Here is a 24811-nt window from a genome sequence, read left to right as displayed (position 1 = left end):
ATGAAATTCAGGAAATTCTAATGTCCAGTCGCGCCGTCTTCCGGCGGAGAGGATTTTTCCGCTTCAGCCGGTGACGACGAAGGCCACCACGAGGTGGCCGAGAAGGCCGATCGCCAGGCAGGAGAGGAGAAAAATGAACAGGGCTTTTTTCATGTTTCCGGAAGCTTCCATCTGTTGCGATCCATCCAACGTCTTATTCTGAAAAGCTGACGCCGCAGGCGGCATTTTTAGTCGACGGCCGGCAGTCACTCCGCCGTCAGGCCTTGATATCGAGGCCGGCTTCGATTGCGGCTGCGATGAAGGCCTTGCGCGCATCCTCGGGCTTTTTCCTGCCGGCATCGACGGCGGCGCAGATCAGCAGCGCCTTGTCCAGCGCATCGCCGTCTTCAATCGGCCAATCCTCGATCAGCGCCCAGGAGGCCGCCTGCGTGGTGTCGATGCTCGTATAGTCGCCCGGCGTTTCGAACGCGATCAGGACGGGTTTTTGCCAGCGCGTATTCATCGCCTATCCATAGTGGTTGTTGCGCCCGGCTCTAAACCAAGCGGCCGGGATGCGCAATCCCGTTCCCGGCCCGGTTCTCGCGGTTGCGGTGCGGTCAGTCGTCGCGCCCGAACAGCCATTCGCGGATGATGCGGCGGTCGATCAGTTCCAGCGAGCGGTCCGGCGCGATGCGGTAGGTTTCCACCGCCCGCGTGCTGCCGTCGATGCGGAATTCATGGGTGAAGGTACTGCCGATCGGCGATTTGGTCAGTTTGGTGCGCGGCTGGCCCCTGTAGATGATGCTGCCGGGGATGGGTTCGACATAGGGCGCGGGGCCGACATAGGCGGCCGGTCCGGCCGTGGTGCATCCGGCAAGCGCCAGCGTAAGCGCGATAGCGGCCGATGATACGAGCGTTTTCATCCTGTCCTCCGAAGTGCGTCTGGGAAAACGATGTCGAGGCGCGGCGGTTCCCGGCGGGCAGGGGGCCGGAGACGATTTCCCCGACTATTTGCTCTTCGGATTCTGAATGTCGCGCGCGACCCAGCGAAAGAAAAAGTAGACGAGGAGGCCGAAGATGAAAAGCGGGATGAGGTTCGCAAAACCGGACATATGATTCTCGTTTCTCCCTCCCGATCCGGGGTCTAGCCGGAGTGAAACCGGCGAGGCAAGGGGAACGAGAACACAGTCGGTAAAATATCCGTGTGCCTGCAAAGGAGAATTCGAGGAGCGTGGGGAGGGGCGGGAGAGATCTGGCGCACTGCCAGTGATGCCAGATCTCTCCGTCTCCCGCCAGTTTCAGGGTACGGGGGACTGGCGCTAATATGACGGACAACTGCCGATAGACATAGGCCGAGAAATTACCTCGAATAAATCGCTGCTTTCATCGATCCCGGTGAAGGCCGGCCCGCCGCAGGCCTTCAGGGCTTTTTGCGGCGATATAATTAGCCAGAGAATTATTTCCCGAGACCGAGCAGGCAGGGCCGCATTCCCGAGTTTTCGGTGTAACCCGTTGAAACGGAAGAGGATGCCTTTCCACTACTATGCTGCCGGCTATACAGGAAAGGGAACTTTTTGCGCGTTTCATCATTCAAACAGGCAGGACACATGCCAATAGTGGAGGGTTACACATGCTCGGCACCATCCTCGTCATCCTGCTCATTCTTTTCCTGATCGGCGCGCTGCCAAGCTGGGGTTACCATAATTATGGCTATGGCCCGTCAGGCGGTCTCGGACTGGTTCTGGTGATCGTCCTGATCCTGGTTCTGCTTGGGCGGATCTGATCATACGAAAAGGGGCAGAGTCGCTCGCATGATGACAGGCGAGTTGAACTCAAGCGCCTGTGTGGCGCTGCTCAGTTCATACCGAAATTGGGTGTGATGTAAGATATGGAGGCCTCGCCCGGAATTGAACCGGGGTACAAGGATTTGCAGTCCTCTGCGTCACCACTCCGCCACGAGGCCTCAACCGCTCGTCGTCTTGAGCGATGGCGGGCATTTAGAACGAATCCATTTAGGGTGCAAGGCCCTAATTTCGAATGCGCTTGTTTTTTAGTTTCTGCGCACGAAGACAGATCGTTACGATAAAAAGTCTCCTTCATGGGCGTGATATCCTGTCGCTTTTTCCCACACATCCGGCTTAGCGCGCTTGAAAGCGTGCGCTTGGGCAATTATGAGATTATCCAAAGGCGAGGGTGAGCCCCTGCCGTTTTGAGCTTTTGGAGCCGAGGCTTCCCGACCGGCATCCGTGAAATTGAGGCGATACGATATGATGGATTTCGAAACCGCACGCGCCAATATGGTCGACAGCCAGTTGCGCACGACCGACGTGACGTCGCATTCCGTGCTGAAGGCGTTTTTGAGCGTGCCGCGCGAGGCATTCGTGCCGGCGGGCGTGCGGCAGATCGCCTATGTGGACGAGGACCTGCAGATCTGTCCCGCCCGCGATGGCCGTCCGGCCCGTTATGTCATGAAGACCTCGCCGCTGGCGAAGCTGCTGCAGCTTTCGGCCGTGTCGAAGGAGGACGTGGTGCTGGAAGTCGGCGGCGGCGCAGGTTATGCGGCCGCCATCCTTTCGCAGCTTGCCGGTTCGGTGGTTTCGCTTGAAAGCGATGAGGCGCTGGCCGCACAGGCGACCGAGACGCTCGCTTCGCTTGGATATGACAATGTCGCGGTCGTGACCGGCGATCTCGAAAAGGGCTATGCGGGCGAAGCACCCTATGACCTCGTTTTCATCAACGGCTCGGTGGAGGAAGTGCCGGCGGCACTGACCGACCAGCTGCGTGACGGCGGCCGTCTGGTTGTCGTCGTCGGATACGGCGGCGCCGCGAAGGCCACCGTCTATCGCCGCGATGGCAACAGCACATCGGCTGCCACTTTCTTCAATGCTTCGGTCAAGCCGCTGCCGGGTTTTGCCAAGGCGGCCGAATTCGTTTTCTGATCGGCAAACGATCATCTTCTTTTTTGACGCCGGGGTGGAGTTTCCGCCCCGGCGTTTTTATGTTCGGTTTGCCAGCGGAGCGCATCCTTTCGGGCCGTTTTCACAAAGCTGTGCATCATCACGAAACTTGTCGAATCAGTGATTTAGTTCCTCGCTATGCTGACCTAAACTAAGGGTGATTCGGGGTGTGCGTATTTCTGCCCCGCATGATCCTGCGACAGGGACGGCGAAATGCTCAAGCGCTTGGCCGGCCATGTTTCAGAGCATCGGTGTGACGATCGATTTCGGTTGTCGAAAACGCGATGTGAAAATTGAACAGGTCAAGGAGCGCTCATCCGGTGTCCGAGGGATGCGGCAAGGGCGTTCGAAGAGTGGAAACCGGGGATTGATATGGCTCAGCCAAGCGTAGCGCGTGAACCGTCCATGGAAGAGATTCTGGCGTCTATCCGCCGGATCATCGAAAGCAACGAGACCGGACCTGCCGGTGCGTTTTCCGGGCAGTTGCCGCCGGTCTATGACGATGAAGACGAGGCTGCGAGCGAAGCGGCCTTCGTGGCGGAGCCCATCAGCCCGCCGGCGCGCGTTCCCCCCGCCGCAAACCAGGCTTTTGGCGCACGGCCTGCGCAGGATTTTTCGCCGGTTTCTGAAAGGGCAATGGCTGAACGGCAGGAAAGCGCCGCCGAGAAGACCATGTCCCTTGCCGATGTTGCCGCCCGTGTGCGTGCCGCCGCAGACCGTAACGCCGCCATGGGGCCGCAGGCTTTCGCCGCGCAGGCCCAGCGTGGCGCGGCCGAGACCGTGCCGCAGGCTGCTGCGTCGGCTCTATCGCAGCCTTTGTCCGCGCCTTCTTCCGAACGCGCCGCACCGCAGCGCCCGACGGATGTTCGGCCGCTGATGGCGGCTGCGGCCGCCTCGAGCGTGAGCGAGCAGCCGGCATCCAGCGTGAGCGAGCAGCCGGCATCTTTTGCCGCTGAGGATCGCGCCGCTGCTGCCGCCATTGAAAGCGCGTCTTCGGCCGAAAACCGCTTCGATCAGCTTTCGCTGCGCGGCGCCCTCGAAACGCCGCTGACAGCGGAGCGTTTCGATATTGCGGTGCTGGAACCTGTCGTTGAGAAACCGGCATTCGATCTGGCTGAGCCACAGGCAAAAGACGAGGCGGGTGTCGAGGGCGGTCTGTCGCTCAATCTTCTTTCCGCCGCTGCCGGTGCGCAGATCGCCCGTTCGTTCAGCGAGCTTGCAGAGGTTTTCGACGGCGTCGAGCGGCGCTCGATCGAAGATATGGCCGCCGAAATGCTGCGCCCGATGCTGCAGGATTGGCTGGAAGACAATCTGCCGACGCTCGTGGAGCGTCTGGTGCGCGAGGAAATCGAGCGCGTGGCGCGCGGTTCGCGCCGCTAAGTTCCGCTTTGGCCGCATGTGCGATTGCGGCGGGATGCGACGAAACAGGGGCCGCTCCGGCATCGGGGCGGCTTTTTTGTTGAAGATGAAGGTGTTATGGGGTCATAGTCACCCGTGGGTCCGCTCAATGGTTGGCTCGCGGGCGGGTTTCTGTTGACTCTCTCCCGTCCATCCTTATTTAAAAAAATCCACACAAGAACTCTAAAATTCAGGTCAGGAAATGCTCGAAAAGACCTACGATTCCGCATCCGTCGAACCGAAGATCGCCAAAGCCTGGGACGAGGCTAACGCTTTTCGTGCCGGCGCCAACGCCAAGCCGGGCGCGGAAACCTTCACCATCGTCATCCCGCCGCCGAATGTGACCGGCTCCCTGCATATGGGCCACGCGCTCAACAACACGCTGCAGGATATTCTGGTCCGCTTCGAGCGCATGCGCGGCAAGGACGTGCTGTGGCAGCCGGGCATGGACCATGCCGGCATCGCCACGCAGATGGTCGTCGAGCGCAAGCTGATGGAGCAGCAGCTTCCGGGCCGCCGCGAGATGGGCCGCGAGGCTTTCGTGGAGAAGGTCTGGGAATGGAAGGCCGAATCCGGCGGTCTGATCTTCAACCAGCTGAAACGTCTCGGCGCCTCCTGCGACTGGTCGCGTGAGCGCTTCACCATGGATGAGGGGCTTTCCGAGGCCGTTCTCGAGGTCTTCGTCACCCTCTACAAGCAGAACCTGATTTACAAGGACAAGCGCCTCGTCAACTGGGATCCGAAGCTGCAGACTGCGATTTCCGATATGGAGGTCGAACAGATCGAGGTGAAGGGTAACCTTTGGCACTTCCGTTATCCGCTGGAAAAGGGTGTCACCTATCAATATCCGGTCGCTTTCGACGAGGAAGGCAAGCCCACCGAGTTCGAAACGCGCGATTATATCGTCGTCGCCACGACGCGGCCCGAAACCATGCTCGGTGATACCGGCGTTGCGGTGAACCCGAAGGATGAACGGTACAAGGGCATCATCGGCAAGCATGTCATCCTGCCCATCGTCGGCCGCAAGATTCCGATCGTCGCCGATGACTATGCCGACCCGACGGCCGGCACGGGCGCGGTTAAGATCACGCCTGCGCATGACTTCAACGATTTCGAAGTCGGCAAGCGCTGCGGCCTGCGCGCCATCAACATCATGAATATCGACGGCACGATCTCCATCAAGGAGAACGAGGATTTCCTCGAGGGTCTCAGCCATCCCGCGGCGCTGCATGGCGCATGGGACCGTCTGGAAGGACAGGATCGCTTCTTCGCCCGCAAGGTTATCGTCGAAATCTTCGAGGAAGCCGGCCTGCTCGACAAGATCGAGCCGCACAAGCACGTGGTGCCGCATGGCGACCGTGGCGGTGTGCCGATCGAACCGCGCCTGACCGACCAGTGGTGGGTGGACAACAAGACGCTCGCCCAGCCGGCGATTGCCTCGGTTCGCGAAGGCCGTACCAATTTCGTGCCGAAGAACTGGGAAAACACCTACTTCCAGTGGATGGAAAACATCCAGCCCTGGTGTATCTCGCGGCAATTGTGGTGGGGTCACCAGATCCCCGCATGGTATGGCCCGGACGGACAGGTCTTCGTTGAGAAGACCGAAGAAGAGGCGCTTCAGGCGGCCATCCAGCATTACATCGCCCATGAAGGTCCGTGGAAGGCCTGGGTCGAAGAGAAGCTTGAGAACTTCAAGCCGGGTGAAATCCTGACCCGCGACGAAGACGTGCTCGACACCTGGTTCTCGTCGGCGCTCTGGCCGTTCTCGACGCTTGGCTGGCCCGAGCAGACACCGGAACTGGCGCGCTATTATCCGACCAACGTGCTGGTCACCGGCTTCGATATCATCCCGTTCTGGGTGGTGCGGATGATGCAGATGGGCCTGCATTTCATGAAGGACGATGCGGGCAACCCGGTCGAGCCTTTCAGCACGGTCTATATCCACGCGCTGGTTCGCGACAAGAACGGCCAGAAGATGTCGAAGTCCAAGGGCAACGTCATCGATCCGCTGGAACTGATCGACGAATATGGTGCGGATGCGCTGCGTTTCACGCTCGCCATCATGGCGGCGCAGGGCCGCGACGTGAAGCTCGACCCGGCGCGTATCGCCGGTTATCGCAACTTCGGCACCAAGCTCTGGAATGCGACCCGTTTTGCCGAGATGAACGGCGTGAAGCGCGATCCGCATTTCCTGGCCGAAACCGCGTCGCTGACCATCAACCGCTGGATCCTGACCGAGCTTGCCAATACGGCGCGCGACGTGACGGCGGCGCTCGAGAACTTCCGTTTCAACGACGCCTCCGGCATTCTTTACCGTTTCGTCTGGAACCAGTTCTGCGACTGGTATCTGGAACTGCTGAAGCCCGTCTTCAGCGGCGAAGACGAAAAGGCCAAGCGGGAATCGCAGGCCTGCGCGGCTTATGTTCTGGACGAGATTTACAAGCTCCTGCATCCCTTCATGCCCTTCATGACGGAAGAGCTGTGGGCGCATACGGCGGGCGAGGGCGAGGAGCGGGATAATCTGCTTTGCCTGACCGACTGGCCGGTGCCGGAATTCCGCGACGATGCCGCGGCGGCCGAAATCAACTGGCTGATCGATCTCGTCTCCGGTATTCGCTCCGCGCGCGCCGAGATGAACGTACCGCCGGGCGCCACCGCTTCGCTGGTGGTTGTCGGCGCCAATACCTCCACCGAAGCGCGGCTCGACCGCCACGCCGCCGCCATCCGGCGCCTGGCGCGGGCGGATGAAATCCGCGCCGCCGATGTCGCCCCGAAGGGCTCCGCGCAGATCGTCGTCGGTGAGGCCACGGTCTGCCTGCCGCTCGGCAAGCTCATCGATCTGGCCGCCGAGGAGGCCCGTCTCGAAAAGGCGATCGGCAAGGTGGATGCGGAAATGGAACGCATCGACAAGAAGCTGTCGAACGAAAAATTCGTGGCCAATGCCGATCCGGAAGTGGTCGCTGCCGAGCGCGAGCGCAAGGCGGAGCTGGAAGTGCAGCTTGCGAGCCTGAGAACGGCGCTTACGCGGGTCAGCGAAGCGGGGTAATAGCTGCCTCCGGCTCTTTTATGGAAACAAAACGCCCCGTTCGAAACGGGGCGTTTTTTGTTTCTGCGTAACAATCCGTCTCGATTGATTGCTGCACTGCAATGGCGAATCATGGGCACCCGAAAGAGCGATTATTTCACGCCATGCCCGGCCAAAAACCTCTGAAACAGCCGAAAAATCCAACAAAAACGGCCTGATAAGCGCGTTTCCTCGGGAAACTCGTGAGTGTGGTTATTTGGCGACAATTCCCATCTCAAGTGGGAATTTGTTTCATTTTATGTCTGATTGCTTCAATTGGATTAGAAAAATAACCTAAAATGATTATGCAAGGGGATCGACATGAAATTCTTACGTAAAAAATGGAGAAGTGTCGCAGAACTGTGCCAGAGTGCGGCAGATTGTCATTTGCTGCGAAGCGCTTCACTCTTTTGATGATCACATTGCCTTGATTGGGGAGAGAGATGGCAAAAACTGCAATTTTTCGCGGCGCGGTATGTTTCGCAGTCAGCATCGCGGCGGTAACGCCCTCACTGGCGAGTGGCCTTGAGCGCGGCGGTTACAATATCGACCTGCTGTTCGATCCGTCCGATTATGTTCTCGACAGTTCTGCAACCTTCGTCGCGCCGCAGCGCAAGGTGGAAAATGCCCGGGACAATCCGCTGAAGAGCGGCCCGCTGCCTGCGGCCTGGTCAAGGAGCGCAGATGACTCTGAAAACTTCTGGTCGACCCGGATCGGCGCCAAGGCGGCAATCGGTGATTTCGGCGACTGCATGTTCGACTATTCGCAGCCTTGGGGCGCGCATCTCAATCCCGGTATCTGGCAGGGATCGAGCTACAATATCGAAACCAAGGTCAAGTCGCACAATTACGCCACCACCTGCCGGGTGAAGTTCGATCTTGGCAAAGGCGATTTCTCGATTATAGGCGGTGGTTTCTATCAGGAACTCAGCGGTTATAAATACCGTCAGGTTCTCGGGCCGGCCGTTCTGGGCCTCAATCCGGCTTGGTCCAGCTTCAGCGGCGTTGGCAAACTTGAGATGGAAGGTGACGGCTGGGGCTGGCGCGCCGGCATGGCCTATGAGATTCCCGAGATCGCCTTCCGTGCGAGCCTCGTTTACAACAGTGCCGTCGATCACGACCTGACCGGTTTCGCGGACGTCAGGGCGATCCCGCAGACGCCGCCGTCCATTTCTCCGACGCTTGCGAAATACGGTGGCAAGCTAGTGCCGATCTACGGCTCTGTTTCCATGCCCGACAGCATCGAACTCAAGGTGCAATCCGGCATAGCGCCGGACTGGCTCGCTTTCGGTTCGGTGAAGTGGACGGACTGGAGCCAGATTCAGGTTATTCCTTTCTGCGCGGTCGGCACGTCGCCGTGCGTTCCGAGCGGAGCTGACACGCTCAACACGCTTGACCTGTTTTATCGCGACGGCTGGACGATTTCGGGTGGCGTCGGTCACAAGTTCAACGAACAGTGGAGCGGTGCTGTGAGCCTGACCTGGGATCGCGGTACGTCGACTGTCATCGGCACCCAGACCGACACCTGGACACTGGGCACGCAGATCGTCTACTCCCCGAACAAGAACATCGAGTTCAAGATTGCCGGCGCTCTCGGCCTCCTGACCTCCGGTAGCTCTTCCATCAATGGCGGACCGTGCGGCGCAGGCTTCACCTGCGGCAATGAGGCCGGCTACGACTTCGGCAACGATCTCGTCGCAGCCATCTCGACCGGCGTGAAGGTCAAGTTCTGACATCATCCTTCCGTAGATGCTAAAATAAAGGTCCGGTTTACCAACCGGGCCTTTTTTCATGCGCGACTATGATTCCTGCTCGATAAAATTTTCTAGCCCGAAAGTTTTGTGACGATTTGGCAACACTTTTCTGCAAGCGTGTGGTCGCGTTGGAATGTGAGCATATCTGTCCATTTCCCGCCACAAACAGGGTGCTTGGCTTATGTTTAGGGACGCGGGAATGGAAGAACATGCAGGCGTTTGATGTGGTGGTGCGCAAGGCCGGAAAGTGAAAACGGGTTTGGATTCAGGGTTTAAGCAAGTAATACGGGAATTTCATCCGGCTTTCTTGTTTGGCGCTGACCGGTGGATGGCGAAATGCCGTTATATTGCCGGAAATTATGCCTATATCTGTCTCACTGGAAAATTAGGGCATTTGCCGCAAAAGACCACCGGTGGTGCGCTGGAAAGTGCTGCCGGAAAGACGCAGTGTGTTCGAAAAATCGCGACCCGGCGGGGTTCGGCTTTGCAGTATTCCGCAAGTATTGGCTATATGCCGGGAAGAGTGAGAGAAGTTCGCTGAAATGCTGAAATGTGAAGCCAACGTTTTAAAGCCGCTCCTTATGGGCATGTTGCTTGCGTCGCTCGCAATGCCTGCTGCGGCTTTTGACATCAATGCGGGCGTGACCAAGGAATCCGGCCCCTTCGACCTGTTCAAGTTCGGCTTCAAGGCCTACAAGAACGGCAACAAGGGCGAAGCCGTCGAGGCCTATCGCTACGCGGCTGAAAAGGGCCATACCGGCTCGCGCTGGGCGCTTGCCAATATGTATGCCTATGGCGATGGCGTCGCCAAGAACGACTTCGAAGCTTTCAAGATCTACAGCGAAATCGCCAATCAGGGCGTGGAGCCGGGTTCGGAAGATACCGGCTTTTTCGTCAATGCGCTGCTTTCCCTTGCCGATTATTACCGTCACGGCATTCCCGGCAGCCCGGTGAAGATGGACCTGTCGCAGGCCCGCCAGCTTTATTTCCAGGTTGCTTCCACCTTTGGCGTCGCTGAGGCGCAGTTCCGTCTGGCGGAGATGATTCTCGCCGGCGAGGGCGGCCGCGCCGATGTGCAGCAGGCCAAGAAGTGGCTCAACCAGGCCCGCAAGCACGGCCATGCCGGCGCCATGTCGATTTTCGGCAACCTGATCTTCCAGGAAGGCCAGACGACGCAGGGGCTGGCCTTCATGACGGCGGCGCTCGACAAATGCACGGCGGCGGACTGCACCTGGATACAGAACCTGCAGGAGCAGGCTTTTTCGCTCGCCGGTGAGAACGATCGCCGCGCCGCCATTGCCATGGCGCAGAACATGCAGTTCAACGATCCGGATTGAGAATTGGCCGGATTGAGAACGGGCCGGATTGAGAACGGGCCGGATTGAGAATGGCGATCGAGACGGCTTCTTCCGCCTGAAGGGTGTCTGTCAGCCGACCGGACTGAAATCGAAATAACCGCAGACCGGCACATGGTCGGACGGTTTTTCCCAGGCCCGCACATGTTTTTCGATGCTGACGGATTGCAGCCTGTCGGCAGCTTCGGCCGACAGCATCAGATGATCGATGCGGATGCCATTGTTTTTCGGCCATGCCCCGGCCTGATAATCCCAGAAGGAATAAAGTCCTGCTTCATCCGTCGTCGCACGCGCGGCATCGGTGAAACCGAGATTCTCCAGCCTGCGGAAGGCTGCGCGTGTTTTCGGCAGGAACAGGGCGTCGCCTTCCCAGACACGGGGGTCGTGGCAATCGAAGGGTTCGGGAATGACGTTATAGTCGCCCGCAAGGATCAGCGGCTCCTCGAGCGCGAGGCGATCTTCGGCAAAATGCCGCAGCCGTTCCATCCAGGCAAGCTTGTAGGGATATTTCACCGGATCGTCCGGCGGATTGCCGTTCGGCAGGTAAAGCGAGCAGACGCGGATCGCGCCGCCATCGACGGAAAACACGCCCTCGATGAAACGCGCCTGTTCATCGGCATCGTCACCCGGCAGGCCGCGATTGACCTCGTCGGGCTTGACCTTCGAGAGCAGGGCGACACCGTTGAAGCCCTTCTGGCCATGGGTCTCGACGTGATAGCCGAGCGCCTCCAGCTCCAGCCGGGGAAAACCCTCGTCGACCGATTTGATTTCCTGAAGGCAGACGATATCGGGCGATGAATCCTTCAGCCACTGGCAGAGGTTTTCGATACGCGCCTTGACGCCGTTGATGTTCCAGGTGGCAATCTTCATCGGAGTTTCCCTTTTGCGAGGGTACTTTTACCCGATGCAAAAGCGATTGCCACCGTTTTTGGAAAACGGCCCTGTGGATGTGGTGGAAAGAAGCAAGAATGGCGGGGTTATCGTTTCCCTCATTCCTGTGCTTGTCACAGGAATCCAGCCGACGCGCGTCTGCGCGACGAGAGGACTCTTTTCAGCCCAAGGACTTGGGCTGGCTGGATCCCTGTGACAAGCACAGGGATGAGGGAAGGAGAGAGATGGGGATCACCTCAAAGCTGAGAGCATCGAGGCCGAGTCGCGGGCCGTTCGCTCAAATAGAAAAGCTGGTGCCACAGCCGCAGCTTGCCACCGCATTCGGGTTCTTGATCTGGAAGGACTGGCCGAGCAGATTGTCGACGAAGTCGATTTCGGAGCCGGCCATATAGACGACCGAGAGGCTGTCGATCAGCACCTTGGCGTCGCCGCGGGCAATCACGATGTCGTCATCGGCTTTGTCTTCGGCCAGATCGAACTTGTAGGAGAAGCCCGAGCAGCCGCCGCCTTCCACCGAGACGCGCAGCGCCTGTTTGCCGGCTTCGGCCGCGACGATCTGGGCGATTCGCTTCGCCGCAGCTTCCGAAAGGGTAATGTCGCTGTTTTCCATGTCGTTTCTCCTGCCGGGGTCAAGAACCGGAGAGCAATGATCTCGTTGTCACCATTATAAACCGGTCAAATTAACGGTCTATAGCCTGTGTGAAGACGGTCAACGCGGCGATGATGCTTTGCGCCGACCTCTGCGATAGGTATGAAGGGTGAATGAAAAGGTCAATGGCCGAGACCAAAAGGAAGTCCCGGCTGGAGAAGACAACAGGTGGATGCATGATCATAGACCAGCGCGCATTGGGTTTCGGAAGCGGCGAGAGGGCGGTTTTCGCCTCGGATCCATGGACCACGCGCGGGCGTCTTTTTCCCGAAACCGGAAGCCTGACGCGCTCGGAGTTCCAGCGCGACCGGGACCGTATCGTCCACACGACAGCCTTTCGCCGCCTGAAGCATAAGACGCAGGTGTTTATCAGCCCTGACGGCGACCATTATCGCACGCGCCTCACCCACACCATCGAGGTGGCGCAGATCGCCCGGGCGCTCGCCCGCGCGCTGAAGCTCGATGAGGATCTGGCCGAAGGCGTGGCGCTGGTGCATGATTTCGGCCACACGCCCTTCGGCCATACCGGCGAGGATGCGCTGGATGCGGTGCTGCTGCCCTATGGCGGCTTCGACCACAATGCGCAGTCGCTGCGCATCGTCACCAAGCTGGAGCGCCGTTATGCCGAATATGACGGCATCAACCTGACCTGGGAGACGCTCGAAGGGCTGGTCAAGCACAATGGACCGCTGGTGAATGCGAAGGGCGAGGGGATCAAGGGACCGGTTCCGCTGCCCATCCTCGAATATTGCGAGCTGCAGGATCTGGAAATCGGCAGCTATGCCAGCCTCGAGGCGCAGGTGGCGGCGATTGCCGATGACATCGCCTATAATACTCACGACATCGATGACGGGTTGCGTGCCGGTTATCTCACCTTCGAGATGCTGGAGGAGGTGCCGTTCCTCGGCGGCCTGATGGCCGAGGTGCGGGCGAAGTATCCCGTGCTCGACAAGGAGCGTTTCGCCAATGAGATCATGCGTCGGCAGATCACCCATATGGTGGAAGATGTGATCGGCGTTGCGCAGCAGAATCTGGCCCGCCTGAAGCCGAAGAGTGCGGCTGATATCCGCGCTGCCGATTTCACCGTTGCGACCTTCTCGCCGGAAATGGCCGAGACCGACCGGCAGATCAAGAAACTGTTGTTCGGCCATATCTACCGGCATCCGGAAATCATGCGCATCCGCGCCGGCGCGACACAGATCGTCACCGATCTTTTCCACCGTTATATGGAAACGCCGGCGGAAATGCAGAGCCACTACTGGGTGGACAGCATTTCCGGCATGAGCGTGGCCGCAAAAGCCCGGCATGTGGGCGACTATCTGGCCGGCATGACCGACAGTTATGCACTGCGCGCCCACCAGCGGCTGTTTGACCACACCCCCGATTTGCGATAGGGCAGCGGGCGATCGCGAAGCCGACCCGGTTAAAAGGCCGGATATAAACAGAAGCCCTTCGCGCAGGTTGGAACGATGAACATTTTTGCCGATTTCGATACCAGGATCAAAAACGCGCTCGAGACCCTCGATCTCGTGAAAGAGAACCGCGAAAAGGTCGATTTCAGTCGAATTACCGTCGAATCCCCGCGCGATCTCAGCCACGGCGATGTCGCAACCAATGCCGCCATGGTGCTGGCGAAGCCGCTCGGCACCAATCCGCGCGCTCTTGCCGAACTCATCGTGCCCGCACTTCAGGCCGATGGCGATGTCGATAGCGTCAATGTCGCCGGTCCGGGCTTCATCAATCTCAAGGTTTCCGTCGGTTACTGGCAGCGCCTTCTCGCCGACATGATCGGGCAGGGCGTCGATTTCGGCCGCTCCACCATCGGTGCGGGCCAGAAGATCAACGTCGAATATGTTTCCGCCAATCCGACCGGCCCGATGCATGTCGGCCATTGCCGTGGCGCCGTCGTCGGTGACACGCTGGCGAACCTGCTCGCTTTTGCCGGTTATGGCGTTACCAAGGAATATTACATCAACGATGCCGGCTCGCAGATCGATGTGCTGGCCCGTTCGGTGTTCCTGCGTTACCGCGAGGCGCTCGGCGAAGATATCGGAACCATTCCGTCCGGCCTTTATCCCGGGGACTATCTCGTTCCCGTCGGTCAGGCGCTGGCGGATGAATATGGCATCAAGCTGCGCGCCATGCCCGAGGAAAAGTGGATGCCGATCGTCAAGGACAAGGCGATCGACGCGATGATGGCGATGATCCGCGAGGATCTGGCACTGCTCAACGTCCGGCACGACGTGTTCTTCTCGGAGCGCACGCTGCATGAGGGCAATGGCGGCCCGATCCTCTCGGCTATCAACGATCTCACCTTCAAGGGCCATGTCTACAAGGGCACCCTGCCGCCGCCGAAGGGCGAATTGCCGGAAGACTGGGAAGATCGCGAGCAGACGCTGTTCCGCTCCACCGAGGTGGGCGACGACATGGACCGTGCGCTGATGAAGTCGGACGGTTCCTACACCTATTTCGCCGCCGACGTCGCTTATTTCAAGAACAAGTTCGACCGTGGTTTCTCCGAGATGATCTATGTGCTCGGCGCCGACCATGGCGGTTACGTGAAGCGGCTGGAAGCGGTTGCGCGCGCCGTCTCCGAAGGCAAGTCGAAACTGACCGTGCTTCTGTGCCAGCTCGTCAAACTGTTCCGCGATGGCGAGCCGGTGAAGATGTCGAAGCGCTCCGGCGACTTCGTCACGCTGCGCGATGTCGTCGACGAAGTGGGTCGCGATCCGGTGCGATTCATGATGCTTTATCGGAAGAATTCCGAGCCGCTGGACTTCGATTTCGCGAAAGTGACCGAACAATCGAAGGATAATCCGGTTTTTTACGTGCAATATGCGCATGCCCGCTCGATGTCGATCTTCCGGCAGGCGCAGGAAGCGTTTCCAGGGCTTTCTCCTTCGGCTGAGGAGATGGCGGCATCTGTTGCTTTGATTAGCGATATCAATGAGTTGCAGCTGGTTGCAAAGCTTGCGGAATATCCGCGCCTGATCGAATCGGCGGCCCTTTCGCACGAGCCGCACCGGCTTGCTTTTTACCTCTACGATCTCGCCAGTTCCTTCCATGGACACTGGAACAAGGGTAAAGACCAGCCGGAATTACGTTTTATTAACGATAAAAACCGAGAATTGAGCATTGCCAGACTTGGGCTGGTGAATGCTGTCGCAAATGTTTTGAGGTCCGGCCTTACGCTTTTAGGAGCGGACGCACCTGCTGAAATGCGATAACATATCACCATTATTTGCTCACAATACGCTGGCAAGAGCTGCAATGCGTAGATGGTGGAACACGTAATGGTCGAAAAAAATGTCGCGTATAACCGGGACGCCCGGTCCGAAGGGTTCGCTGACAACGATCCTCTGGCAGAACTGGCGCGTATCGTCGGCTTCGAAGATCGTCCTTCGCATGCGGGTTCCGAGGCTCAGCCATCGGTGACCCGCCGCGAACCCGAATTCAATCTCGAAGATGAGCTTCTGAGGGAATTCGAGGTTTACGACGCACCGCACGCCGATCCGGTCGTTCTTGATCCGGCAAACGATGTTCGTGCGGGCATCCACCCCAACGATTTCATGCAGCGTGTCGAATCGGTTTTCGCCCGCCGCGAGCCCGAGCTTGCGCCGGTGGACGAACCCGCGCCTGTGGCCGCATCCGCACCGGAGATGAGGGAAGAGCCGCTTCCCGAGGTCGATCAGGCCTATATTCACAACTATGTCGAAACGACCACGCAGGATATTCGCGCGGATTTCCGCGACGATGCCTCCGCGGTGGCGGAAGTTTTCGATGTGCATTCGCGTCAGTCGCGTCCCGCCGAGCCGATGGTTTACCAGCCCGCCGCCCAGCAGGTGGCATGGGAAGAACCGCAGGCCGCAGAACCCGTAGAGCCAGAATGGCACACGATGCCGGAGCTTCCGGCCGATGTTTCGAGCAACATTCACGCCGATGGTCATTCCTATGCGCCGGAGCCGCAGGCTTTCGATCTCGCCGATGAGGTGGAAATAGCCGTCGCCGAGGAAGCGCCCGCACCGGTTTCCGTGCGTCCGCCGTCGCATGGCGGTCGTTCCTCGCTGGAATTTTCCAGCCTGCGGCTGCCGCTCGCCAATTTCGGCGCGCGCCGGGATGTTTCGGCCGCCGATCCGAAGCGGGTCGAGCCGCGTTCCGAACAGCAGCCTGCCGCAGCCCGTATCGAGCCGCAGGTGGAGCCCGCTCCCGCACCTGCCGTCGTTCAGGCGGAAGAGACCGCGCCGTCCTTTACGCCTTCGGTCGCCGAGACCTTTGCGCCTGCCGCAGAGCCTCTGGCGTTCGAGGCTGCCGAGAAACCGGCAGCGAAACATCTTTCGCCGATGGACGAGCTGATTTACGACGTCGCGAAATATTCCATTCCCGGTCGCGGCGAAACACCGCTGGTGCAGGACGTTCCCGCTGCGCAGGCTGCAAAGGTGGAGCCGCCCGTGGTTGCCGCCGCGCCCGTGAAGGCAGCGCCGATTGTCGCTGCTGCGCCCGCAGCACCCGCTGAGGAGCTTGATTTCACGGATTTCGCCGGCTTCAACGACGATGATTTCGAGCTTGCGCTCGACGATCTCGATCTTGATCTGGACCTGTCTGAAATTGCCGAGGCGGAAGTTGCGCCTGCGCCCGCACCGCAGCCCGTTCGCCAGCCGCCGGCCGCTCCGGTTGCTGCTGCTGCCGTTGCGCCGCAGCCGGTGAGGGAACAGCCCGCGCCGCAGCCGCGCCCGGCTCCCGTTGCCGTTGCCGCACCCGTGGCCGCTGCTGCGGTTCAGCCGCGTCCGGCCGCCGCAGCACCGCAGCCGGCCGCGCCGCAGACGCTGGAAAGCCTGCCTTTCGATCCTTCGCAGATCGGCGAGACGGAAGAACATCCGGAAAACATCGTCGAGATGGACGTGCCGGAACTGCCGGTCGGTGTTTTCGAACCCAAGCCGGCCGCGCGCCGTCACGAGGAAGATCTCGATATCGATACCGAGCTTGCGACGCTGTTTGCGCCTGCGGTTGCCGGCGGTCTCGACCGTCATAAGCACGCGGAAAACCGTGGCGCCGCCCAGGCGCGTCCCGCGCAGGCTCCGGAAGAAGCCGACGAATTCGAACGGGCGCTTGAAGAGGATTTCCGCCGCTCCATGCAGGAGGCTGCGGCTTCCCGTGGCAGCGCCCCGCGCGATGCCGAAAACACCTATGTCGACCATCAGGCGGCCTATCGTGAGGAAGATGAACGCGGCGGTCGCCGCTGGATCATGCCGGTTGCCGCTGCAATCGGTCTGGTGCTGATCGGTGGCGGCGTTTACGCGCTGGTCTCCGGCGGTTCGTCCAGCACCGGTTCCAATGGCGCGCCGGTCATCATCTCCGCCGATAACGATCCGATGAAGGTCGTGCCGGAAAATCCGGGCGGTCGCGTTGTGCCGAACCAGGACAAGGCGGTTTATGACCGCGTGGCCGGTGGCAGCGCTGCCGATCCGAAGCAGCCGGCGCTGATTTCCAGCAACGAGCAGCCGGTGGATGTGGTTCAGCGCACGCTGATCCCCGAACAGTTGCCGCTGGAAGGCGAAAACGACGCGGATGTGGAAGCCGCCGGCACGCCGGTTGGCGAGACCGAGGATCCGCGCCTGCTTTCGCCGGAAGAAAAGGCCGCACAGAACGAAGGTTCGGCTGCAACCGGCGTTTCGCCGCGCAAGGTCCGCACCATGATCGTCAAGCCTGACGGCACGCTGGTTGCCCAGGAAGTCGAGGTGCCGGCAGCCCAGCCGCCGAAGGCCGACAAGGTCGAGGAGCTTGCAGCACCGCAGACCGCCAAGCCCGGTGAGGGCGCTCCCGCCGTCATCGCCGCATCGCGGGTTCCGGTCGCGCCGGAACAGGCTCAGCCCCAGGCAAATACGCCAGCCGCTACGGCACCGACTGCACATACGGCACCGGCTGCCCAGTCGGCGGCGCCCGTTCCTGCGGCACGTCCGTCCTCGCAGCCCGCCAATGTGGTGGCAACGGTGACCAATCAGGGCAATGTCCGCCCCGCGACCGCTCCGGCGCAGCCGCAGGCCGCGCAGCAGCAGACGGCAGCCGCGACGCCTGCAGCGACCAGCACGCCTTCCGCCGGTGGCTACTACATCCAGATCGCCTCGCTGCCGAGCCAGGCGGAAGCCCAGAAGTCCTACCAGAACATGTCGGCCAAGTTCGGCTCGGTCATCGGTGGACGCGGCGTCGACATCAAGGCCGCCGAAATCGCCGGCAAGGGCACGTTCTACCGCGTCCGCATCCCGGCGGGTGACAAGAACGAAGCCGTGGCGCTGTGCGAAAAGTTCCGCTCGGCCGGCGGTAGCTGCCTCGTGGCGCGGTGATAGAGACGCGCCGGGGGTAGTACCCCGGCGCTGTTGTCTAACGACAGTGACGGAGCACCTAACCTCCGTCATGCCGAACTTGATCCGGCATCCAGCCACGGCGCGTCTGCGCCGTGAAACGAGTCTTACGCGATCAAGGACTTGATCGCGCTGGACCCCGGCTCGGAGGCCGGGGTGACGGACGGTAAACGTCGCCGCCCCCGGCATTGGCCGAGGAGCAGGCAAAGTTCTTCCCATCTATTCTGTAACAGGCGTGACACCATGACCGATTGCAAAGCTATGATCCTCGGATGCAGCGGGCTTTCGCTGACTGCCGACGAGATTGCCCTTTATCGCGATGAGCAGCCCTGGGGCTTCATCCTGTTCGGGCGCAACATTGGCGAGCCGCAGCAGATCACCGATCTCGTCGCCGCCATGCGCAATGCCGTCGGGCGGCCAGATGCGCCGGTTCTGATCGATCAGGAGGGCGGGCGCGTGCAGCGTATCAAGCCGCCGATCTTGCAGGCCTATCCGAACGCCCGCATTCTCGGTGAAATCTATGAGCGCGACCGGGGGGCGGGTCTGCGCGCCGCCTGGTTGATGTCGCGCCTGCATGCTTTCGACCTTATGAAATTCGGCATCAATGTCGATTGCCTGCCGGTGCTCGATGTGCCGGTGGAAGGCGCCAGCAATGTCATCGGCAATCGCGCTTATGGCTATACCCCGACCATGGTGGCCGAGATGGGGCAGGCGGCGGCCGACGGGCTGAAGGCGGGCGGCATGCTGCCTGTCATGAAACATATGCCGGGCCATGGCCGTGGCATGGTGGATTCGCACCATGAACTGCCGGTCGTCGATGTGCCGCTCGATGAGCTGGACGCCCATGATTTCGTGCCGTTCCGGGCGCTGAACCGCGAATTGATGGCGATGAGCGCGCATCTGGTGTTCAACGCCGTCGACCGTGAGCGGCCGGCGACGACCTCGCCGAAGGTGATCGAGGAAATCATTCGCGGCCGGATCGGATTTGACGGCCTGCTGATGTCCGACGACAGTTCCATGAATGCGCTGAAGGGCACGCTCGGTGAAAGAGCTGCGAATATTGTTGCGGGCGGCTGCGATATAGTCTTGCATTGCAACGGTGTGATGGGTGAAATGCTTGAGGTCGTGAAGGAGGTTCCCGTTCTTTCCGGCCGTTCGCTGGAGCGGGTGCGGGCCGTGGAAGCGGGTTTCCCCGTTGCGGACCCTTCCGACGAAGCGGAACTGAGAGCCGAATTCAACGCCATGTGGGCCGTTTCCTGACAGTCGGGCGGCGGCCCGTTACTCGGGACGACAGGCCGGACGCCCGGCGGATGGAACAATGGCCGCAGACAAGTCTCGCAATTCGACACCGATGGACAAGCTCTGGCAGGATGTGACGCCGGAGCGGCTGACGGGCGAGGCCGGGCTGGTCATCGATGTCGCGGGTTTCGAAGGCCCGCTCGATCTGCTGCTGCATCTTGCCCGCACGCAGAAGGTCGATCTGTCGCGCATTTCGGTGCTGGCGCTTGCCGAACAATATCTGCAATTCGTGGAAAGCGCGCGCCGTGTGCGTATCGAGCTTGCTGCCGATTATCTCGTCATGGCGGCGTGGCTCGCCTTTCTCAAATCCAAGCTCCTCATTCCGCAGCAATCGAAGGATGACGGTCCCTCGGGCGAGGAAATGGCCGCGACGCTCGCTTTCCGGCTGAAACGCCTGGAAGCGATGCGCGAGGCGGCGGAACGCCTCGTCAACCGCGCCCAGCTCGGCCGTGATGTTTTTGCCCGTGGCGCGCCGGAGCATATTCCCCATATCAACCGCTCGGCCTATGAGGCCAATCTCTACGATCTCCTGAGCGCTTACGCCAATCTGCGGCAGCGGCAGGCGATTACCCAGGTCACCATTGAAAAACGGCAGGTCTGGTCGCTTGTCGAGGCGCGTGAGCTTCTGACCCATCTTCTCGGCGATGTCGGGGAATGGACCGTGCTCGACCAGTATCTGCTGCAATATGTGCCCGATCCCGCCATGCGGGTGACGGCGATTGCCAGCGCCTTTGCCGCTTCGCTGGAGCTGGTGCGCGAGGGCTCGCTGCAAATCCGGCAGGAGGGCGCTTTCCAGCCCATTTATATGCGTAAGGGTGGACGGGACGACCGTGCGGTGAATGCCGAAAGGACTGACAATGATGAGTGACGACGAGACCGCCGAGGCTACCATCGCCGCCGACGGGGCCGAGCCCGAACCCACGGTATTTTCCGAGCGCCAGCTGAGGGAGGCCGAGCGGATCGCCGAGGCCCTGGTCTTTGCCTCGTCCGAGCCGGTTTCCGTGGGTTTCATCGCCGAGCGCCTGCCGCGCGGCATGGATGTCGTCGCCATTCTGCAGCATCTCAAGGTTCTTTATGCGGAGCGGGGCGTCAATCTCGTGCAGGTGGGCGGGCAATGGGCCTTCCGCACCGCCGGCGATCTTTCCTTCGTGATCCGCGCGGAGGAAAAGGAGCCGAAGAAGCTGTCGCGCGCGGCGCTGGAAGTTCTGGCGATTATCGCATATCATCAACCGGTGACACGCGCCGAAATCGAGGAAATCCGCGGCGTTCAGACCTCGCGCGGCACGCTCGATGTGCTGATGGAGGCGGGCTGGGTCAGATTCCGTGGCCGCAGGCGTACCCCCGGCAGGCCGGTGACGATCGGGACCACGGTGGAGTTTCTCGACCATTTCGGCCTTGAGGAATTGCGCGATCTGCCGGGACTCGAGGAGTTGAAGGGGGCAGGGCTGCTTTCGGGCCGCATTCCCTCCAATTTCGGCGTTCCTCTGCCGATGATGAGCGACGAATTGCGGGAGGACGAAGACCCGATCACGCAGCTCGATCTCGAGGAACTGGGCCTGCTTGCGCCGGGCGGGGGCGATGGCGACGACTGATATCGCCATCCTGTTGGCGTGGCCACGAAAACTTTATGCGCACTCGCTGTCGAAGCGGCGATTTGTCGTTTGAAAAAGCCTTTCAAACGTCTTACATCGTCTGAAAGCGAAATTCAGGAGTTTCAGTTATGGGTTCTTTTAGTGTGTGGCATTGGCTCATCGTGCTGGTGATCGTTCTCGTCCTCTTCGGACGCGGCAAGATCCCGGAATTGATGGGCGATGTCGCAAAGGGCATCAAGAGCTTCAAGAAGGGCATGGCTGACGAAGACCAGACGCCGCCGCCGGCCGATGCCAACACGAAGACCGTCGACCACAAGGCTGACGAGATCAAGTAAGCGGCCTGTCGCCGCTTGGTGTGGGACTGGCGCTAGAGCGCCGTGCGTTTTTTCGGACGTACAAGGACGCTCTACCACTTGTATGTTGCGCATCGTTCCGGTCGAAAATCGATTCCGATTTTCGGGGCCGATGCGCTAGGGTCTCGGGAGCATATTGATGTTAGATATCGGCTGGAGCGAGCTTCTGGTGATTGCGGTCGTGTTGATCGTGGTCGTCGGGCCGAAGGACTTGCCGCCCATGATCCGCGCTTTCGGCAAGACGATGGCCGGCCTTCGCAAGATGGCGGGGGATTTCCGCACCCAGTTCGACGAGGCCCTCAAAGAGGCCGACATGGACGATGTGCGCCAGACCATCTCCGATGTCCGCAATCTCAACCCCACCAACTCGCTGCGCGATGCGATGAACCCGCTTCGCCAGCTTGGCAATGAGATCAAGTCCGATCTGCAGAAGGCGACCACCCCGCCGGACGGCCTGTCTTCCACCCCTGCGCCCGTCGCAGGCGAGCCGGTTGCGCCGCTGGTGAGCGTGCCCGAGCCGGAGATGAAGCTGCCGGATGCGCCGCCTGTTGTCGCCGCATCCGCCGCGCCGGTTGCCGCAGCCGTCGCTGCGGAGGAGAAGCCGAAGCGCGCGCGGGCGAAATCGATTGCGACCGTGGAGGCCGAAGCGGTTGCCGTCAAGCCCAAACGCGCCGCCCGCAGCAAGGCCGCGGCGGCAACGCCCGAAACCGCCCCGGTCGCGAAAACCGCCGCGAAAACCAGTGAGCCCGCCGTTTCGAAGCCCGCTGTTTCCAATCCCACCGTGAAGGCCGTTGCCAAAAAGGCTGCCGTCAGGAAGTCTGCCGCAGACAAGGCGGTCGTGGCCGAGACCAAGCCGGCGAAAACGGCAAAAACCAAGGCCGCAAAGCCCAAAAAGGATGAAGCATGAGCGGGGATATCGAGGACAAGCCGCAGCCGCTTATCGAGCATCTCATGGAGTTGCGCACGCGGCTGATCTGGGCGCTCGGCGCGTTCTTCGTCGCCTTCATCGCCTGTTTCGCCGTTGCCAAGCACCTGTTCAACCTGCTCGTCATTCCTTACAAATGGGCGGTTCTCTGGGCAGGCCTCGATGTCACGAAATCGTCGCTGATCTATACCGCGCCGCAGGAATTCTTCTTCACGCAGATCAAGGTCGCCATGTTCGGCGCGATGGTGATCTCGTTTCCGGTGGTCGCCTCGCAGCTCTATAAATTCGTGGCGCCCGGTCTCTATAAGAACGAACGGGCGGCCTTCCTGCCGTTCCTCATCGCTTCGCCGATCCTTTTCCTCATCGGTGCGGCGCTCGTCTATTTCTTCTTCACGCCCATGGTCATGTGGTTCTTCCTCGCCATGCAGCAATTGCCCGAGGATGGCGAGGTGGCGATTTCACTGATGCCGAAGGTGTCGGAATATCTGAGCCTTATCATGACGCTGGTTCTCTCCTTCGGTCTGGTGTTCCAGCTGCCTGTCGTCACCACGCTTCTGGCGCGCGTTGGGCTTTTGACCAGCGACTGGCTGCGGGAAAAGCGCAAGTTCGCGATCGTCCTCGCCTTCGTGGTCGCCGCCGTGCTGACGCCGCCGGATCCCATGTCCCAGATCGGTCTTGCGCTGCCTGCGATCATTCTCTACGAGATTTCCATCTACATGGCTCGACTCGTGGAGAGGAAACGTGCGGCGGAATCCAAAAGCACGGAGCTGGAGGAGACCTGACATTCTTGAAGGTCTCGCCGCTCACGACATTTCCTCGCGCCGGGCTCATGCCCGGCGTTTTGCTGTAAAACGCGACGATGCAACAACGGTCTGGAACGACGATGCACGACATTAAATGGATACGCGAAAACCCCGAAGCTTTCGATGCGGCGCTTGCACGCCGAGGTGCTGAGCCCGCCGCCAGCGGTCTGATCGCGCTCGATGAAAAGCGCCGTTCCGTCATCCAGTCCCTGCAGGACATGCAATCGCGCCGCAACGCCGCCTCCAAGGAAATCGGTGCCGCCATGGCGCAGAAGAACATGGAGCTTGCCGAAAAACTCAAGGCGGAAGTCGCCGATCTCAAGGACAACATGCCGCGCGCGGAGGAGGAGGACCGTCAGGTCACCGCCGAGCTCAACGATGCCCTGTCGCGCCTGCCCAACATGCCCTTTGACGACGTGCCCGACGGCAATGACGAGCATGACAATGTGGTGGCCCGCGTGGTCGGCCAGAAGCCCGGCTGGAACCATGAGGCCAGGGAACACTTCGATATCGGCGAAGCGCTCGGCTATATGGATTTCGAGCGCGCCGCCAAGCTTTCCGGTGCGCGCTTCACGGTGCTGACCAGCCAGCTCGCGCGTCTGGAACGGGCGCTCGGCCAGTTCATGATCGACCTGCACACGGGCGAACACGGTTATACCGAAGTGTCCTCGCCGCTGATGGTGCGCGACGAGGCGATGTTCGGCACCGGCCAATTGCCGAAATTCACCGAGGACCTGTTCAGGACTACGGATGGCCGCTGGCTGATCCCGACAGCGGAAGTGACGCTGACCAACCTCGTCTCCGGCGAAATTCTCGACCAGGAGAAGCTGCCGCTACGCTTCACGGCGCTGACGCCGTCCTTCCGTTCGGAAGCGGGCTCGGCCGGCCGCGACACGCGCGGCATGCTGCGCCAGCATCAGTTCTGGAAGTGCGAACTCGTCTCCATTACCGATGCGGAAAGCGCCGTTGCCGAACATGAGCGCATGACGGCCTGCGCCGAAGAGGTGCTGAAGCGCCTTGGCCTGCATTTCCGCACCATGACGCTCTGCACCGGCGATATGGGCTTCAGCGCCCGCAAGACCTACGATCTGGAAGTGTGGCTGCCCGGGCAGAACACCTATCGCGAAATTTCGTCCTGCTCGGTCTGCGGCGATTTCCAGGCGCGGCGCATGAATGCGCGCTATCGCGGCAAGGACGACAAGGCGACGAAGTTCGTGCACACGCTGAACGGCTCCGGCACGGCCGTCGGCCGCTGCCTGATCGCGGTTCTCGAAAATTATCTGAACGAGGACGGTTCCGTCACAATTCCGGACGTGCTGCTGCCCTATATGGGCGGTCTGAAGCGCATCGAGAAGGCGGCCTGATTGTTCGTCTGCTAAGGGCGCGGCCGTCATTCCGGCCTTGAGCCGGAATCCAGCCAGCCCAAGTCCTTGGGC

General features: G+C 60.6%; 21 protein-coding genes and 1 tRNA gene. 17 read left to right on the top strand and 5 right to left on the bottom strand.

The window, feature by feature from the left end; translation table 11 throughout:
* Window positions 1-256: 256 nt before the first annotated feature.
* Together I3J13_RS02875 and I3J13_RS02870 are read right to left on the bottom strand one after the other, a co-directional pair.
* Window positions 257-502 (bottom strand): DUF982 domain-containing protein, encoded by a 246-nt coding sequence (locus I3J13_RS02875; protein ID WP_003523370.1) that lies wholly within the window; start codon window positions 500-502, stop codon window positions 257-259.
* A 94-nt stretch (window positions 503-596) separates the two neighbouring features.
* Entirely contained in the window at window positions 597-902 is a 306-nt protein-coding gene (locus I3J13_RS02870) for a hypothetical protein (RefSeq protein ID WP_174039228.1), read from the bottom strand.
* 707 nt (window positions 903-1609) lie between these two features.
* On the opposite strand from I3J13_RS02870, the gene I3J13_RS02865 reads away from it, so the two are divergent.
* Entirely contained in the window at window positions 1610-1762 is a 153-nt protein-coding gene (locus tag I3J13_RS02865) for a DUF3309 family protein (protein WP_003495626.1), read from the top strand.
* A 106-nt stretch (window positions 1763-1868) separates the two neighbouring features.
* On the opposite strand, the gene I3J13_RS02860 is transcribed toward I3J13_RS02865, so the two are convergent.
* Window positions 1869-1942, bottom strand: a tRNA-Cys gene (locus I3J13_RS02860).
* A gap of 304 nt (window positions 1943-2246) precedes the next feature.
* On the opposite strand from I3J13_RS02860, the gene I3J13_RS02855 reads away from it, so the two are divergent.
* The 6 genes from I3J13_RS02855 to exoR all read left to right on the top strand — a co-directional run bounded on the left by I3J13_RS02855 (window position 2247) and on the right by exoR (window position 10489).
* A complete protein-coding gene (locus I3J13_RS02855; RefSeq protein WP_035263968.1) occupies window positions 2247-2918 on the top strand; it encodes a protein-L-isoaspartate O-methyltransferase family protein in 672 nt (223 codons plus the stop codon).
* A 390-nt stretch (window positions 2919-3308) separates the two neighbouring features.
* A complete protein-coding gene (gene popZ / locus I3J13_RS02850) occupies window positions 3309-4316 on the top strand; it encodes a cell division protein PopZ (protein ID WP_196377953.1) in 1008 nt (335 codons plus the stop codon).
* A 220-nt stretch (window positions 4317-4536) separates the two neighbouring features.
* On the top strand, window positions 4537-7380 hold the full coding sequence (locus tag I3J13_RS02845; protein ID WP_196377952.1) for a valine--tRNA ligase: 2844 nt from the start codon (window positions 4537-4539) through the stop codon (window positions 7378-7380).
* A gap of 461 nt (window positions 7381-7841) precedes the next feature.
* Window positions 7842-9131 (top strand): outer membrane protein transport protein, encoded by a 1290-nt coding sequence (locus tag I3J13_RS02840; RefSeq protein WP_196377951.1) that lies wholly within the window; start codon window positions 7842-7844, stop codon window positions 9129-9131.
* Window positions 9132-9399: 268 nt separating this feature from the next.
* Window positions 9400-9693, top strand: a complete 294-nt coding sequence (locus I3J13_RS02835; RefSeq protein ID WP_196377950.1) for a hypothetical protein — start codon at window positions 9400-9402, stop codon at window positions 9691-9693.
* A gap of 1 nt (window position 9694) precedes the next feature.
* On the top strand, window positions 9695-10489 hold the full coding sequence (exoR, locus tag I3J13_RS02830) for an exopolysaccharide production regulator ExoR (RefSeq protein WP_003509731.1): 795 nt from the start codon (window positions 9695-9697) through the stop codon (window positions 10487-10489).
* A 90-nt stretch (window positions 10490-10579) separates the two neighbouring features.
* On the opposite strand, the gene xth is transcribed toward exoR, so the two are convergent.
* The gene (gene xth, locus I3J13_RS02825) at window positions 10580-11377 is read right to left on the bottom strand and encodes an exodeoxyribonuclease III (protein ID WP_174056875.1); all 798 of its coding nucleotides are present in this window, start codon (window positions 11375-11377) and stop codon (window positions 10580-10582) included.
* A gap of 298 nt (window positions 11378-11675) precedes the next feature.
* Window positions 11676-12008: an iron-sulfur cluster insertion protein ErpA gene (erpA, locus tag I3J13_RS02820; protein ID WP_020811519.1), complete on the bottom strand. Its 333-nt coding sequence runs from the start codon at window positions 12006-12008 to the stop codon at window positions 11676-11678.
* Between the two features lie 215 nt (window positions 12009-12223).
* Here erpA and I3J13_RS02815 point away from each other — a divergent pair, with 215 nt between their 5' ends.
* The 10 genes from I3J13_RS02815 to serS all read left to right on the top strand — a co-directional run bounded on the left by I3J13_RS02815 (window position 12224) and on the right by serS (window position 24739).
* Window positions 12224-13441 carry a deoxyguanosinetriphosphate triphosphohydrolase gene (locus I3J13_RS02815; protein WP_059760463.1) on the top strand — a complete coding sequence of 406 codons (1218 nt, stop codon included), beginning with the start codon at window positions 12224-12226 and terminating at the stop codon, window positions 13439-13441.
* A 75-nt stretch (window positions 13442-13516) separates the two neighbouring features.
* Window positions 13517-15274, top strand: a complete 1758-nt coding sequence (argS, locus tag I3J13_RS02810) for an arginine--tRNA ligase (RefSeq protein WP_003522720.1) — start codon at window positions 13517-13519, stop codon at window positions 15272-15274.
* A gap of 66 nt (window positions 15275-15340) precedes the next feature.
* Entirely contained in the window at window positions 15341-18385 is a 3045-nt protein-coding gene (locus I3J13_RS02805; RefSeq protein WP_196377949.1) for an SPOR domain-containing protein, read from the top strand.
* A 261-nt stretch (window positions 18386-18646) separates the two neighbouring features.
* Entirely contained in the window at window positions 18647-19663 is a 1017-nt protein-coding gene (nagZ, locus tag I3J13_RS02800) for a beta-N-acetylhexosaminidase (protein WP_196377948.1), read from the top strand.
* A gap of 58 nt (window positions 19664-19721) precedes the next feature.
* Window positions 19722-20570 (top strand): segregation and condensation protein A, encoded by an 849-nt coding sequence (locus tag I3J13_RS02795; RefSeq protein WP_003522723.1) that lies wholly within the window; start codon window positions 19722-19724, stop codon window positions 20568-20570.
* Window positions 20560-21294, top strand: coding sequence for an SMC-Scp complex subunit ScpB (scpB, locus tag I3J13_RS02790; protein WP_196377947.1), 735 nt, complete (start codon window positions 20560-20562; stop codon window positions 21292-21294). The genes I3J13_RS02795 and scpB overlap by 11 nt, the downstream gene beginning before the upstream one ends.
* Window positions 21295-21422: 128 nt before the next feature.
* Window positions 21423-21629, top strand: coding sequence for a twin-arginine translocase TatA/TatE family subunit (locus I3J13_RS02785; RefSeq protein ID WP_003509722.1), 207 nt, complete (start codon window positions 21423-21425; stop codon window positions 21627-21629).
* Between the two features lie 157 nt (window positions 21630-21786).
* Window positions 21787-22554 carry a Sec-independent protein translocase protein TatB gene (gene tatB / locus I3J13_RS02780; protein ID WP_196377946.1) on the top strand — a complete coding sequence of 256 codons (768 nt, stop codon included), beginning with the start codon at window positions 21787-21789 and terminating at the stop codon, window positions 22552-22554.
* Window positions 22551-23354, top strand: coding sequence for a twin-arginine translocase subunit TatC (gene tatC / locus I3J13_RS02775; RefSeq protein WP_003522727.1), 804 nt, complete (start codon window positions 22551-22553; stop codon window positions 23352-23354). Before tatB ends, tatC begins: the two co-directional genes overlap by 4 nt.
* 101 nt (window positions 23355-23455) lie before the next feature.
* Window positions 23456-24739: a serine--tRNA ligase gene (gene serS / locus I3J13_RS02770; RefSeq protein ID WP_059760200.1), complete on the top strand. Its 1284-nt coding sequence runs from the start codon at window positions 23456-23458 to the stop codon at window positions 24737-24739.
* Window positions 24740-24811: the final 72 nt, after the last annotated feature.

The sequence above is a fragment of the Agrobacterium leguminum genome, from assembly GCF_015704895.1.
In the GTDB taxonomy this organism is placed as follows: Bacteria; Pseudomonadota; Alphaproteobacteria; order Rhizobiales; family Rhizobiaceae; genus Agrobacterium; species Agrobacterium leguminum.
The sequence above is the reverse complement of the archived record's forward strand: the minus strand, read 5'-3'. Positions and strand labels throughout refer to the sequence as shown.

Excerpts from the sequence above, each read along its gene's own strand:
- I3J13_RS02875 (WP_003523370.1), bottom strand. The coding sequence starts at position 502 with ATGAATACGCGCTGGCAAAAACCCGTCCTGATCGCGTTCGAAACGCCG.
- I3J13_RS02870 (WP_174039228.1), bottom strand. The coding sequence starts at position 902 with ATGAAAACGCTCGTATCATCGGCCGCTATCGCGCTTACGCTGGCGCTT.
- I3J13_RS02865 (WP_003495626.1), top strand. The coding sequence starts at position 1,610 with ATGCTCGGCACCATCCTCGTCATCCTGCTCATTCTTTTCCTGATCGGC.
- I3J13_RS02855 (WP_035263968.1), top strand. The coding sequence starts at position 2,247 with ATGATGGATTTCGAAACCGCACGCGCCAATATGGTCGACAGCCAGTTG.
- popZ (WP_196377953.1), top strand. The coding sequence starts at position 3,309 with ATGGCTCAGCCAAGCGTAGCGCGTGAACCGTCCATGGAAGAGATTCTG.
- I3J13_RS02845 (WP_196377952.1), top strand. The coding sequence starts at position 4,537 with ATGCTCGAAAAGACCTACGATTCCGCATCCGTCGAACCGAAGATCGCC.
- I3J13_RS02840 (WP_196377951.1), top strand. The coding sequence starts at position 7,842 with ATGGCAAAAACTGCAATTTTTCGCGGCGCGGTATGTTTCGCAGTCAGC.
- exoR (WP_003509731.1), top strand. The coding sequence starts at position 9,695 with ATGCTGAAATGTGAAGCCAACGTTTTAAAGCCGCTCCTTATGGGCATG.
- xth (WP_174056875.1), bottom strand. The coding sequence starts at position 11,377 with ATGAAGATTGCCACCTGGAACATCAACGGCGTCAAGGCGCGTATCGAA.
- erpA (WP_020811519.1), bottom strand. The coding sequence starts at position 12,008 with ATGGAAAACAGCGACATTACCCTTTCGGAAGCTGCGGCGAAGCGAATC.
- I3J13_RS02815 (WP_059760463.1), top strand. The coding sequence starts at position 12,224 with ATGATCATAGACCAGCGCGCATTGGGTTTCGGAAGCGGCGAGAGGGCG.
- argS (WP_003522720.1), top strand. The coding sequence starts at position 13,517 with ATGAACATTTTTGCCGATTTCGATACCAGGATCAAAAACGCGCTCGAG.
- I3J13_RS02805 (WP_196377949.1), top strand. The coding sequence starts at position 15,341 with ATGGTCGAAAAAAATGTCGCGTATAACCGGGACGCCCGGTCCGAAGGG.
- nagZ (WP_196377948.1), top strand. The coding sequence starts at position 18,647 with ATGACCGATTGCAAAGCTATGATCCTCGGATGCAGCGGGCTTTCGCTG.
- I3J13_RS02795 (WP_003522723.1), top strand. The coding sequence starts at position 19,722 with ATGGCCGCAGACAAGTCTCGCAATTCGACACCGATGGACAAGCTCTGG.
- scpB (WP_196377947.1), top strand. The coding sequence starts at position 20,560 with ATGATGAGTGACGACGAGACCGCCGAGGCTACCATCGCCGCCGACGGG.
- I3J13_RS02785 (WP_003509722.1), top strand. The coding sequence starts at position 21,423 with ATGGGTTCTTTTAGTGTGTGGCATTGGCTCATCGTGCTGGTGATCGTT.
- tatB (WP_196377946.1), top strand. The coding sequence starts at position 21,787 with ATGTTAGATATCGGCTGGAGCGAGCTTCTGGTGATTGCGGTCGTGTTG.
- tatC (WP_003522727.1), top strand. The coding sequence starts at position 22,551 with ATGAGCGGGGATATCGAGGACAAGCCGCAGCCGCTTATCGAGCATCTC.
- serS (WP_059760200.1), top strand. The coding sequence starts at position 23,456 with ATGCACGACATTAAATGGATACGCGAAAACCCCGAAGCTTTCGATGCG.